The sequence below is a fragment of the Saccharopolyspora rhizosphaerae genome, assembly GCF_003931915.1.
GTDB classification, from domain to species: Bacteria; Actinomycetota; Actinomycetes; order Mycobacteriales; family Pseudonocardiaceae; genus Saccharopolyspora; species Saccharopolyspora rhizosphaerae.
The window spans coordinates 239,742-251,195 of sequence record NZ_RSAA01000008.1; the positions used below are offsets into that span (position 1 = coordinate 239,742).

Genomic DNA, 11,454 nt, shown 5'->3' on the forward strand with positions numbered 1-11,454 from the left:
CGACTAGATAAGAGTCAGCGTGGCCGCATCGAGGAGCGCAGCAAGACGCTCCGGGTGGTCGTCTTCGCAGGCAACGACCCGGTGACCGGTCGCCGCACCTACCTTCGCGAGACGATCAACGGCACGGACAAGGCCGCCTACAAGCGCGCCGAGAAGGCCCTCACCAAGCTGCTGGCACAGGTCGACAACCAGCGCCACACCCCGTCAACCGTGAGCCTGTCCTTCGCCCTGGACGAGTGGATGCGCACCAGCGAGATCGAAGACAGCACCCGGCACACCTACAGCGGCTACATCGACCGCTCGATCAAACCGGCGCTCGGCGAGACTGCGGTGAACAAGATCCCCGCGAGGATGCCCGAAGGCTTCTACACCGATCTTCGACGCTGTCGCGCTCGCCGCGACAGCAGGTGTGAAGCAACCTCATCGCCAATCTGAGGCCGTACCCGGTTGCGCACGTACGGCTCTTGGCGTGAGCTCTGAGCGCGGAGCCAGGAAGACGTACGGAGCGGTTGGTCGGGCCGCTGCGCCATCGTGCAACCACAAGGCAACGTGCCGTTGCAGAGGCCGGACCATTTGACCATTTCCTGGTGATGCGTCATTTCGTCAGCGCCGAGCGCAGGTAGTCATCACTATCGCCGATCTTCGAAGAGTCTGCGCAGCCAGCACGCCACGGGGTCGATCACCTGGTCCACCGCAGCGTCCGAGCCGTTCAGGAATGCAGCATCTTGGCCGCCAGCGGCAGCGGAACGAAAAGTCTCGACCGCAGGACCTCCGGTGGCGGCGCAACGCCCGGACCACCGGAGCTCACCCAGTCGACCAACGCGACGTTGATCTCGCGGCTGAAGACCCGCCTCACCCAGACCGGCCGCACTCCGACCTCGCGTGCGCTCTTGCCGGGCGAGATCACCACGACGTTCGCCTCACCACACGCGAGCAAGCATTCCGCAGTGCGGACACGAGCCACGTCTCGAGCGCGCTCTCGCAAGTGCTCGAGCAGGTCCGAGTGGTCGATACCGGGGTGCAGCACTTCCGAGCCGCAGCAGCAGCCGCGGCAGATCGTGATCGTTGAGCGGTCACGATCTGCCGCGGCTCGCCCCTCAGAGAGCCGCATCTCGTGAGACCCGCGTTTCTCGCGGTGCGTCCACGCTGCCACGCACGGATCCTCGGTGCGCGAGCGCGCCGTGCACCACGCCGACCACCACCCACATTCCCGCGAGCTGAACGAGCGAACCGATGCGGAACTCCCAGAGCAACCCCGCCGGCACGATCGACGGGATCTCCTGTTCGACGTCTGGCACGACGAGCACGACCGCGATGACCCCGAGGATTCCTGTCACCGCACAGGCCAGCCACCGCCACTCCGCTGAGATGGTCCGCAGGGACAGCGCCTTCTCGACGGTGAAGACCACCCCGATCACACCGGCGCTCGCCAGTACGACCAGGAGGTAGGTCAGCGTCCTCGTGTTCACCGTGTCAGGGTCGCCTACCCCTGGCGGATTGGCGGGCAACACCAACGCAGGCATCAGCACGACGGCGCCGAATGCCAGCGCCGCCAGGCTGAGCGACCTTCCGAGGTCGGTCCTTCCCGGGAGACGGTGGCGCGCTCGGGCGTAGGCCACCGCGTAAGCGATGCCGAGCAGGACCGCGACAACGACGACCGTCAGCGTTCCACCGATCTGCTGCTGCAACCGGCTCACGGCCTCGCCGTGATCGTGACCGTGCGAGTGACCGGTTTCCTCGATCGCGATGGCCTGGTCGATGGCCGGTTCGACCAACGTCCAGAGCAACGCCGCCGCGGCAACCCCGCCAACCAGGCCGGCCAACGCACCGTTTCCCACACGCCGGCCCCACGTCGGGCTGTTCATGTGGGTCAGTGGCACGGCACGCCGAGAGCATGCCGACCGTCATGGGTGATTTCGTGGAGCCACTGGGCTGCGCCCGCTGACAGCAGAGTGCCGTTCTCCTGCAACAACAGGTACGTTGCGAACAGGGCCAGAGCCATGAGTGCCCAAGCCCATGCCGGGACCCGGACAGCAGTGCCCACGTGGGCGGACGGGATGGCTGCGTAGCTCATGTGAATCCTTCAGGAGTTCAGGGCCGCTTCGCCGCGTCGATGGCGACGAGCTCGAGGTGTGCTTTCTGGTGGTGCCGGTCGGGTGGGGTCGTGAGGACTTCGTGCGTCCTCTCCCGCAGCACCTCCGGGTCGACCGCGCGCAGATCGGCGAGAACCTTCTCGAGCGCGACCACCCAATGCTCGTAGTAGGACTGAGTGGTGTCCGGCCGCTTGATCGAAATCGCGCACGACAAGCCCTGGCCAGGACGTATGCGGATCCGCATTCGGCCCAACCACCCCTCTGGATCGCTTATCACGATCACCGGCGAGTTGGATCGAGCCGGGCTCGACTGGGTGATGCGCCGCCGTGGTTGGGCCGTTGCCCAGCCTCGTGACGACTCCGTCCACCGCATCGGTCTGGTGACGAGCAAAACCGGCCCCGGCGCCGTGTTCAGCATCGCCTCGGAGTACATGGCGGAGCTCGCGGTCGAGGAGATCAACGCTGACGGCGGTTTGGCGGGACACCCCGTGGAACTGGTCGTCGGCGACGACGCAACCGATGCCGAGCAGGCCTCCCTCGAAGCGCGGAGGCTGGGCCGCAGCCGGTTGCCGAACGGTGATCGCCGGCGTCACCAGCGCCAGCTTCGCCGGAGTGGCTTCGGTGCTCGCGAACACGGGTTGCCCCGTGATCCATTGCCTGCTGAACGAAGGGGGCGGTGGATCCGAGCTCATGTTGAGGTGGGGCGAGCGCCCGCTCGACCAGGTCCGCGCGGCGTCACGTTCGGTCATGACGAGCTGCGGCGGCCGCCGGTGGTACTTGATCGGCAACAACTATCGCTGGGGCCACGGCGCGCACGCCGCTGGACACCGGGCGCTGGAGGAGGTCGGCGGCCAAGTCGTCGGGAATGAGTTCGTGGAGCTCGGGCACCTCGACTTCGGACGCGTGATCGAGGAAATCGAGCGCAGCGGTGCAGATTGCGTGCTCTCGACGCTGGTCGGCGCGGATGAAGTCGCCTTCGAGAGACAAGTGTGGGAGGCCGGTCTCCGGACGAAATGGGCGACGCTGTCATTGGCCATGGAGGAGTCCGCGAGAGAGCGCATCGGTGACGACGCGGCCGCTGGGATCTGGGCAGCACTGGGGTACTTCGAAGGCCTCGATACGACGGAGAACAAAGCCCTCCTCGGACGTTACCGAGGTAAGTACGGCCGGTGGGCGCCGCCGCTGTCATCGCTGTCCGAATCCGTCTACGAAGCGGTCGCCCTCTACGCCGCGGCTGTCCGGAACGGCCGCGGCGATGTTCGCGGAGTGGCAGAGGCGTTGCGCGAGATCAGGATGACGATGCCAGAGGCCCCGTCGAGTCAGCCGGCCCGCACGCGATGCGTCAGAACATGTACGTCGCCCAGGCAGAGCCCGGGGGCTTTCGCATCAAGACCGGATGATGGTCGGGATGCACCCGCCTCGCTGAGGCCTCGACGCCTCCGTCCCGCAAGTACCGCAGCGGCCGAAAGCGCCGACGACTCCGCGGTGAAAGCGCATCGTGACCGCGTTCCGATCCCACCGCGAAGCGATCGACGAACACCGACGCGCAGCCCGACAGCTGCGCATGGCGTGCGGTGAACGCGTTCAGCACCTCGGCGGTCTTGCTCGGCACGAGCTCCGGGCGCTGCGATCCCGTCTCCAGCTGATCTGCCGTTGTCGGGCTCGCCAGTGAGATCGTCGGTCGTTCGCACGTGCTGCCCTCCCCCATCGCGGAGGGAACGGGTCAGCGCCGAGACCCCGCAGGTCGGCAGGCACGCGTCGAATCCGGCCGTCGCTGTGCGCCGATCACTTCCACACCCGAGCTCTCCGTCCAGCTCGACGTGGCCGCGCCCGGTGAGGCGGCTCGTACGAGAGCCAGCGCTTCAGAGTTCCAGTTCCCAGTCCTTGATGTCGGCCAGCGGATTGAAGACATCGGGGTGGGGGTCGGCGGCGATGTCCCGGCCGTCCTGAACGCGCTGTGGCCAGTCGTGCTGCGCGAGGGCTGCCTTGCCGATGGCAACGACGTCGGCAGCCCCGGAGTTGAGCAGAGAGCGGGCCGTGCGCGGGTCCTCGAGCTGGCCGTTGGCGATCACGGGCAGCCCGCTGTGCTGCTTGGCGAGCTCGGCCAAGGTGGGGCCGGTGCCGAACGCGGCAGCGTTGGCCCGGTACTCGGTGGTGTGCACGAAGTGCAGTCCAGTGCGGGCGAGCGTGCTGAAGATGAACTCGGCATCCTCGGCGCCTCCGGCCCAGCGGTGGTGGGCGTCGCTGACCTTCGACTGGGAGATCCGGATGCCCACCGCGATCTCCGAACCCACCGCTTGCAGCACCTCGTCGCAGATCTCCGCTGCCAGGAGCACTCGGTTGGCGACCCCGCCCCCATAGTCGTCCTCACGCTGGTTGAGGTAGTCGGTGAGGAATTCGTCGATCAGGTACCCGTTCGCGCCATGCAGCTCGACACCGTCGAAGCCGGCCGAGGCGGCGCGGCGGGCCGCGGCGGCGAAGCCGCGACGGAGGTCGGCGATCTCGGCCTTCTCCAGCGGTCGCGGGGTCGGGAACGGGCCCTCGCCTCGGTAGAACGCGAGCTGCTCGCCGCGTGGAGCCACCGCGGAGGGGCCCACCGTCTCCCGGCGGAAACGGTTGCCCTGGCTCTGGGAACCGGCGTGCATCAGCTGGGCGAAGAATGCGCTGTTCTCAGCGTGCACGGCCTCGACCACCGGGCGCCACGACGCTTCCTGGTCCGCGGTCGCCAGGCCGGGCTGGTCCAGATAGCCCTGGCTGTGCTCCGTGTCGGTGTAGGTTCCCTCGGTGATGATCAGGCCGAAACCGCCGCGGGCGAATCCCGCGTAGTAGCGCGCATTGCGGTCGGTGACTGAGCCGTCCTCCCTCGCGCTGACCCGCGTCATCGGAGCCAGCGCGGCGCGGTTGTCCAGTGCTACGCCGCCGATCTTGGCGGGCGTGAACAGGGGATCTTCCGCGGCGGTGGTCTGCGGAGATGCGGTGTTCATCGTGGCGATCCATCCTTCGGGCTCGGTGCGGCGAATCTCGGCATCGCGACGCACGACGATGTACGACTCACCTAGTAGTACGAAGACCATCGTACAAACCGTTCGCCCTCATGTACGACAGCTGTCGTACAATGTGCGCATGCTCACCGATCCGCCTCAGCGCCCGGCCCCGAAGCCGCTCCCGCAGCCCGAGCTGCACGAGATCGGCGTGGACCAGGTGCTGCGCGCGCTCGGCGAGCCCGTCCGCCTGGACATCGTTCGCGCGCTCGCGCAGGCCGAACAGCCGATGAACTGCGCAGCGTTCGGCCTGGCGGTGTCCAAGTCCACCTCCACCCATCACTTCAAGGTTCTGCGCGAGAACGGCATCATCACCCAGTACGACCAGGGAACGGCCCGCTACAGCGAGCTCCGCAGCAGCGAGCTGGAACAGCGGTTCCCCGGTTTGGTGGCGGCCGTCCTCACGGCAGCGTAGGCACCGACGTCACAGCTCGATCGGAACTCAAAGTCGCGGTACGCGTAGCCACCACGTCGGGCGCCCGGGGCAGAAGCGCTCGGACTGCGGCGTCGACCGGCGAGCTCGCTGCCGGAAGCGCCCACACGAGCTGTGGAGGTTCAAGCTCGACAGCGCCAACGATGGCGCCGAACATGCGCAACATCGCCGCTCGGGTGTGAGTCGAGCGGCAACTGCCAGCTGGGGCTCTGCCGGCGGACGGTCAGACCGCGCTCTGCGTGAGCACCCACGGCAGCGTTGACGGCTGGGCCGTTCACCACCGCCACAACGTTGGATCAACGACGACAGTGAACAGCGCGCTGCGAGCGATCACAGCATCGACGAGGTGCGATCAAGACCTAGGGAGCGCGGCCATTCGCCCAACCACAGCTGAATTCGAGCTCCCCCAGGAACAACATCGGCACTTCTGATCCCAGCGACCTCAATGGCAACTTGATGGCTCTGGAACAACTTCGGTCACGGGCGAGAGCGCCCGGCACCACGCGCGTACGACGCCTCGTGGACGCATGGTGTCGCAATCAGACCCCACGGCAGGCGGCTGCACAGCCAGCAATCGGCCGGCCCTCAACTCTTGCAGCCCTGGCGGCCACCTCCGCGCCGCCACGGCCAACCGGACCGTAGTTCACTGTCGGCCGATTCCGCATCGCCTCGCGTGGCGACGTTTGCCCTCCCATCCGGCCTCGGTCGAACGTCGCCCCCGGGGCACCAAATCCCGTCCTGGAATCCGAGCACGGGGCCGAAAACCCTCTGACAGACCACCGAGCCGGGAGCGTTGCGGACAGGCACCACCGGGCGCTTCCCAGCCATCGGCTGCACACTGTCGAACATGGCCGACGACATGACGGCGCCGACGACATGACGGCCAAGGACTCGCCCAGCAACGCCCAAGGGCCTGCGCTCAAGAGGGTTTTGGGGCCGAAGCTCCTGCTCTTCTTCGTGGTGGGCGACATCCTCGGTACCTCGATCTACGCGCTGACCGGGAAGGTCGCAGGCAGGGTCGGCGGTGCTCTGTGGGCACCGTTCCTGCTGGCGTTCGTCGTCGCATTCCTCACCGCGTGCAGTTACCTGGAACTGGTGGGCAAGTACCCGAGGGCGGGGGGCGCCCCTCTTTACGTTCACCGCGCGTTCGGTGTGCCCTTCGTGACCTTCATGGTCGTGTTCACGGTGATGTGCTCCGGTATCACGTCGGCCTCAGCGGCAGCCCAGGCCTTTGGTGGCGAATACCTGGAAGAGCTCGTCGGACACATACCCAGCTTGCCGATCGTGATCGGCTTCGTCCTCGTGCTCATGGCCATCAACTTGCGCGGTGTCAGCGAGTCCGTGAAGGCGAACGTGGTCTTGACTTGCGTCGAGTTGAGCGGGCTGGCGATCGTGATCTTGTCCGGGGTCTACGCGCTGGTTCTCGGCAGCAGCGATCCGGTGTTCAACCCCACCCCTGCGAGGTTGACGCAGTTCAACAACGAGGGCGGACCACTGCTCGCGATCACGTCGGCCACCGCTCTGGCGTTCTTCGCCATGGTCGGTTTCGAGGACTCGGTCAACATGGCCGAGGAGACCAAGAACCCGACCAGGACCTTCCCGAGGGCAGTCCTGCTGGCGTTGAGCATCACCGCAGCGATCTACCTTGCGGTCGCCCTGCTCACGGCCACTCTGGTCCCGACCGAGGAGCTCAAGAACACTGATGCCCCGCTACTCCTGGTGGTGAAGACTGCCGTGCCTTGGTTCCCACCGGTGATATTCTCGATCATCGCACTGTCCGCGGTCACCAACACAGCCTTGATGAACATGTTGATGGCTAGCCGCCTCCTCTACGGTATGGCCAACGAGGGGGTGATCCCGAAACAGCTCGGCAAGGTGCACACCTCCAGGGCAACGCCGTGGGTGTCGATCTTGTTCACCAGCATCCTGGCCATCGCCCTGGTGAGCTCGCTCGAAATCGAAGACCTCGGTAGCACCACGTCATTGCTGCTCCTTGCCGTTTTCGCCCTCGTCAACGTCGCGGTTCTCGTGTTGCGTCGTGAGAAGGTCGAACATCCGCACTTCACAGCCCCTACATGGGTACCCGTGCTGGGCGCTGCAAGCTGCCTCTTCCTCGCCAGCCCACTCTCGGGCCGTCCGGTCAGCGAGTACCTGATCGCCGGAGCCCTGCTGGGCATCGGTCTGGTCTTCTGGTTGGTCAACTACTTCGTCACCGGCAGGACGCGGTTCAACGTCGAGCGCATGAGCAGTTGATTCCGTCAACGATCACTACGAGCGAAGTCCCGCAGAAGCTCAACCACTGCGTCTTCTCAAGATCTTCGCAAGACCGCCGAATCAGCTCGTATCAGCTCGTCGAGTCAAACGCTGTGGTCGACACCCCGTTCCCTCTCGAGTGGCGAGGACGCGGGTAGCAAGGCAACTGCGCCGGCATCTCTCCCCCGCTACTGGGATTCCGAAGGGCTTCGCCGCGTGTGCGAACCTCGTCCTCGCGAATCTTTCCGCTTGCACGGCTTCAATCACCGGAGCGCAGAGCGGCGGAAACCACCTGTACCGCTTCATCTTGGATGCGCGTGAGGTGCTCCGGGCCCTGGAAGCTCTCCGCGTAGATCTTGTACACGTCCTCCGTACCGGAAGGCCGAGCCGCGAACCAGCCGGACTCGGTCTCGACCTTCAGCCCGCCTATCGGTGCGTTGTTACCCGGAGCGGTGGTGAGCAGCGCCGTGATGGGCTCACCCCCGAGGTCCTTCGCACGTACGGCATCCGGCGACAACGCCGATAGACGCGCCTTCTCCTCCCGGGTTGCCGGTGATTCGATGCGAGCATAGCTGGGGTCGCCGAATCGATCGGCGAGCCTTCGGTACAGCTCGTCGGGCGATGCTCCGGTCCTTGCGGAGATCTCCGCCGCCAGCAAGCCCATGAGTATTCCGTCCTTGTCAGTGGTCCACACGCCACCGTCGTACCGGAGGAAGGAAGCTCCCGCGCTTTCTTCGCCTCCGAAGGCGATCGATCCGTCCAACAGACCGGGGACGAACCATTTGAACCCCACCGGGACCTCGACCAGTCCCCGGTCCAGGTGCTCGGCCACCCGGTCGATCAACCGAGAGCTGACCAACGTCTTGCCAACCGCTGCACCGGATGACCAATCGGGCCGGTGTCCGAAAAGGTAGTGGATCGAAGCCGCTAGGTAGTGGTTCGCTTCGAGCAGTCCGGTTTCGCGAGTGACCACCCCGTGCCTGTCAGCGTCCGCATCGTTGCCCACAGCGATCTGGAAGTCGGCACGCCTGTCGATCAAGGATGCCATTGCGTATCGTGATGAGCAGTCCATGCGGATCTTGCCGTCCCAGTCCAGCGTCATGAACCGGAACGTCGGATCGACGTGCTGCTGAACTGTCAGGTCGATCCCGTACCGGTCCGCGATTTCGTTCCAGTAAGCGACGCTGGCCCCGCCGAGCGGGTCTACGCCGAGAACGATCCCGGAGGCGCGGATCGCGTCGAGGTCGACTGCAGAAGGAAGCTCGCGCACGTAGGCATCGACGAAGTCGTATGCGTGCGTGGCCGCTTTGGCGCGGTTGTGCCCGACCCTGCGCACTCCCTTCAACTCGCCGACCAGGAGTTCGTTAGCGCGCTTGGCGATCCAACTCGTCACCGCGGATTCGGCGGGCCCGCCGTGCGGCGGATTGTACTTGAAGCCGCCGTCCGTGGGGGGATTGTGGGACGGAGTGACGACGACCCCGTCGGAGACCCCACTGGTGCGACCAGCGTTGTGCGACAGGACCGCCCGGGACAAGGCAGGTGTCGGTGTGTGACCGTGCCGTGCATCCACGACCACATCCACGTCATTGCCGGCGAAAACCTCCAGCGCGCTGGCGAAAGCCGGTTCCGACAGTGCGTGGGTGTCCCGAACGAGGAACAGTGGACCGTCGAGGCGCTGGGCAGACCGCCAATCACAGATCGACTGGCTGATCGCCAGGATGTGGTCCTCGTTGAAGCTCCGAGTGAGGGAGGAACCGCGGTGTCCGGAAGTCCCGAAGGAGACGCGCTGCTCAGGTGCAGTGGGGTCGGGATGCTCGGCGTAGAAGGCGGTCACCAAACGTGCGACATCGACCAGATCGGACGGGTCGGCAGGCTGTCCCGCCCTCGGATGGACGGCCATCGAACACCCCTTCCACCGGCTACCGCAGCGTGACCACGATCCACCATGGGAGAGCACGCGCTCGTACGATTCTCCCCCGCGAACCAGTTGTCCGCCCACCACGCGCACCGGCGGCCCAGCCCTGCACGACCACCTGCCTCCAGGCATGTCCTGTTTGACCACTGTGAGGTCGGCGCCGCTTGCGCGACCCGCAGCGCGACGGTGATGCTGGCATCAGCTCGGTCGGCACCTCCCACCCGGGACTGCCCAACCGTGGCTTTGACGAGGTGGTGCGCGATGAAAGCCGTTCGCCTGCATGAACACGGGAAGCCGCCGGTCGCCGAAGAAGTCCCGGAGCCAGCGGTGACGTCCCCCTTGGACGTCCTGGTGAAGGTCGGCGGCGCCGGACTGTGCCGCACGGATCTCGACCTCATCGAGGATCGCTGGGTGGGGATGACAGGCACCTGCCTGCCGTACACGTTGGGTCATGAGAGCGCCGGCTGGGTGTACGACATCGGCTCCGGCGTGACCAATGTAGCTCCGGGAGACGCGGTCATCCTCCATCCGTTGGTCAACTGCGGCCTGTGCCGCGCGTGCAGATCCGGGAACGACCGACACTGCGAACGTGCTCGCACGCCCGGCATCGATTCGGACGGTGGCATGGCTGAACTGGTGCTGACCAACGCCATGGCCGTGGTCAAGCTTCCGCACACGCTGGACCCCATGAGCATCGCGGTGTTCGCGGATGCCGGACTCGCGGCGTACCAAGCGGTGAAGAGCGCGTTGTCGGTCGTGCCGCCGGGTGGCTGCGTGGTGGTGCTCGGCGGAGATGCACTGGCGCAGATAGGTTTGCAGTGCGCCACAGCGCTCTCGCCGCACGAGACCGTGATCGTCGACCATTCCGACTGGGGGAAGCGCAGTGGTTCCGCGGCACCGGCGACCGCCGAGGCGGAACGGCAGCGGATCAACGCAGTGCTCGATTTGACAGGGGGCCGGGGCGCTCACCTCGTCCTCGACTTCCTAGGTACCGATGAGAGCGGAGCTGCCGCACTGGCCCTGCTGCGCAGGGCCGGATCCTACTTCGTCACGGGTTACGGGGCCGGGATCAGATTGCCGACCAACGAAATCCTGCAGGCGCATCTCGTGGGGAGGTTGGTCGGTAGCCACCAGGACCTCGACGAGCTGATGGGGCTCGTCGCGGCGGGCAAGGTTCGCACCACGACCTCGGTCTACCGCCTGGACGGCGTTAGCGATGCCATCGCGAACCTCAAGGCCGGTCAGATAACCGATTGGGTGGTGCTCTCCCCGGACCTGGAATGAGAGGAAGTTGCTCCTCAACCGCAGAATGCTGATTCGAGGGATGCGCTCCGCCGGACCCGAGCGGGATGGCGGAGCCTTGCGGTTCCGTTGCGGTGCAACAGCCCCACACATCGACCGCCCTCAAGTTGACGTGGACGACGAGCGGACATCATCTCGCCGACCAGCGACATGGGCGTCACAAGAGAGTGACCAAGTTCGAGCGGTTCTTCCCAAATGCAGCCGGAATGCGCGCCGAGAAGAACGGTATCAAGCGCTGGGAACGATGTCCCTCAACCAGAAGTGCATCGACCTGTGCCGCATGGGGAAGGGCTCCGCGACTACCGACTCGCGCGACGTGATGCAGGTCTACGCTTGCCCATCACCTAGAGGTGCAAGGCCGTGAAGTTCAAGCGACGAGATCCGCCTGCAGCTTCCCTCGTGGCAGGAGGCTTCAAC

The 11,454-nt window shown here is 65.9% G+C and carries 11 protein-coding genes and 1 pseudogene; 6 read left to right on the forward strand and 6 right to left on the reverse strand.

The genetic code is table 11. The features are described from left to right. The first annotated feature begins 81 nt into the window (after positions 1 to 81). A complete protein-coding gene (locus EIL87_RS10295) occupies positions 82 to 435 on the forward strand; it encodes an N-terminal phage integrase SAM-like domain-containing protein (protein WP_233576144.1) in 354 nt (117 codons plus the stop codon). A 274-nt stretch (positions 436 to 709) separates the two neighbouring features. Here EIL87_RS10295 and EIL87_RS27040 read toward each other — a convergent pair whose 3' ends face one another. From EIL87_RS27040 to EIL87_RS27045, 4 genes are all read right to left on the reverse strand, one after another. Beyond that, on the reverse strand, positions 710 to 910 hold the full coding sequence (locus tag EIL87_RS27040) for a hypothetical protein (RefSeq protein ID WP_199740341.1): 201 nt from the start codon (positions 908 to 910) through the stop codon (positions 710 to 712). Between the two features lie 187 nt (positions 911 to 1,097). Further along, a complete protein-coding gene (locus EIL87_RS10305; protein WP_125089984.1) occupies positions 1,098 to 1,865 on the reverse strand; it encodes a CbtA family protein in 768 nt (255 codons plus the stop codon). A gap of 5 nt (positions 1,866 to 1,870) precedes the next feature. Then, positions 1,871 to 2,074 carry a CbtB domain-containing protein gene (locus tag EIL87_RS27830; protein ID WP_125089985.1) on the reverse strand — a complete coding sequence of 68 codons (204 nt, stop codon included), beginning with the start codon at positions 2,072 to 2,074 and terminating at the stop codon, positions 1,871 to 1,873. Between the two features lie 17 nt (positions 2,075 to 2,091). Continuing rightward, positions 2,092 to 2,337, reverse strand: coding sequence for an SH3-like domain-containing protein (locus EIL87_RS27045; RefSeq protein WP_199740353.1), 246 nt, complete (start codon positions 2,335 to 2,337; stop codon positions 2,092 to 2,094). A 73-nt stretch (positions 2,338 to 2,410) separates the two neighbouring features. On the opposite strand from EIL87_RS27045, the pseudogene EIL87_RS27700 reads away from it, so the two are divergent. Further along, a pseudogene (locus EIL87_RS27700) lies at positions 2,411 to 2,635 on the forward strand (ABC transporter substrate-binding protein); the annotation flags it as partial. After that, entirely contained in the window at positions 2,613 to 3,671 is a 1,059-nt protein-coding gene (locus tag EIL87_RS10320) for an ABC transporter substrate-binding protein (protein ID WP_267898837.1), read from the forward strand. The pseudogene EIL87_RS27700 and the gene EIL87_RS10320, both read left to right, overlap by 23 nt. A gap of 284 nt (positions 3,672 to 3,955) precedes the next feature. Here the strand turns inward: EIL87_RS10320 and EIL87_RS10325 are convergent, their stop codons facing one another. Continuing rightward, complete coding sequence (locus EIL87_RS10325) at positions 3,956 to 5,077, reverse strand: NADH:flavin oxidoreductase (RefSeq protein WP_125089988.1); 1,122 nt, start codon at positions 5,075 to 5,077, stop codon at positions 3,956 to 3,958. Positions 5,078 to 5,216: 139 nt separating this feature from the next. On the opposite strand from EIL87_RS10325, the gene EIL87_RS10330 reads away from it, so the two are divergent. Both EIL87_RS10330 and EIL87_RS10335 read left to right on the forward strand, forming a co-directional pair. Then, positions 5,217 to 5,549, forward strand: a complete 333-nt coding sequence (locus tag EIL87_RS10330; protein ID WP_125089989.1) for an ArsR/SmtB family transcription factor — start codon at positions 5,217 to 5,219, stop codon at positions 5,547 to 5,549. Between the two features lie 894 nt (positions 5,550 to 6,443). Further along, positions 6,444 to 7,820 (forward strand): APC family permease, encoded by a 1,377-nt coding sequence (locus EIL87_RS10335; RefSeq protein ID WP_125089990.1) that lies wholly within the window; start codon positions 6,444 to 6,446, stop codon positions 7,818 to 7,820. Positions 7,821 to 8,079: 259 nt separating this feature from the next. On the opposite strand, the gene pgm is transcribed toward EIL87_RS10335, so the two are convergent. Next, complete coding sequence (pgm, locus tag EIL87_RS10340) at positions 8,080 to 9,720, reverse strand: phosphoglucomutase (alpha-D-glucose-1,6-bisphosphate-dependent) (RefSeq protein WP_125089991.1); 1,641 nt, start codon at positions 9,718 to 9,720, stop codon at positions 8,080 to 8,082. Between the two features lie 276 nt (positions 9,721 to 9,996). Between pgm and EIL87_RS10345 the strand changes: the two genes are divergently transcribed. Continuing rightward, positions 9,997 to 11,019: an alcohol dehydrogenase catalytic domain-containing protein gene (locus EIL87_RS10345; RefSeq protein WP_125089992.1), complete on the forward strand. Its 1,023-nt coding sequence runs from the start codon at positions 9,997 to 9,999 to the stop codon at positions 11,017 to 11,019. Positions 11,020 to 11,454: the final 435 nt, after the last annotated feature.

Excerpts from the sequence above, each read along its gene's own strand:
- EIL87_RS10305 (WP_125089984.1), bottom strand. The coding sequence starts at position 1,865 with ATGAACAGCCCGACGTGGGGCCGGCGTGTGGGAAACGGTGCGTTGGCC.
- EIL87_RS27830 (WP_125089985.1), bottom strand. The coding sequence starts at position 2,074 with ATGAGCTACGCAGCCATCCCGTCCGCCCACGTGGGCACTGCTGTCCGG.
- EIL87_RS27045 (WP_199740353.1), bottom strand. The coding sequence starts at position 2,337 with ATGCGGATCCGCATACGTCCTGGCCAGGGCTTGTCGTGCGCGATTTCG.
- EIL87_RS10320 (WP_267898837.1), top strand. The coding sequence starts at position 2,613 with ATGCCGAGCAGGCCTCCCTCGAAGCGCGGAGGCTGGGCCGCAGCCGGT.
- EIL87_RS10325 (WP_125089988.1), bottom strand. The coding sequence starts at position 5,077 with ATGAACACCGCATCTCCGCAGACCACCGCCGCGGAAGATCCCCTGTTC.
- EIL87_RS10330 (WP_125089989.1), top strand. The coding sequence starts at position 5,217 with ATGCTCACCGATCCGCCTCAGCGCCCGGCCCCGAAGCCGCTCCCGCAG.
- EIL87_RS10335 (WP_125089990.1), top strand. The coding sequence starts at position 6,444 with ATGACGGCCAAGGACTCGCCCAGCAACGCCCAAGGGCCTGCGCTCAAG.
- pgm (WP_125089991.1), bottom strand. The coding sequence starts at position 9,720 with ATGGCCGTCCATCCGAGGGCGGGACAGCCTGCCGACCCGTCCGATCTG.
- EIL87_RS10345 (WP_125089992.1), top strand. The coding sequence starts at position 9,997 with ATGAAAGCCGTTCGCCTGCATGAACACGGGAAGCCGCCGGTCGCCGAA.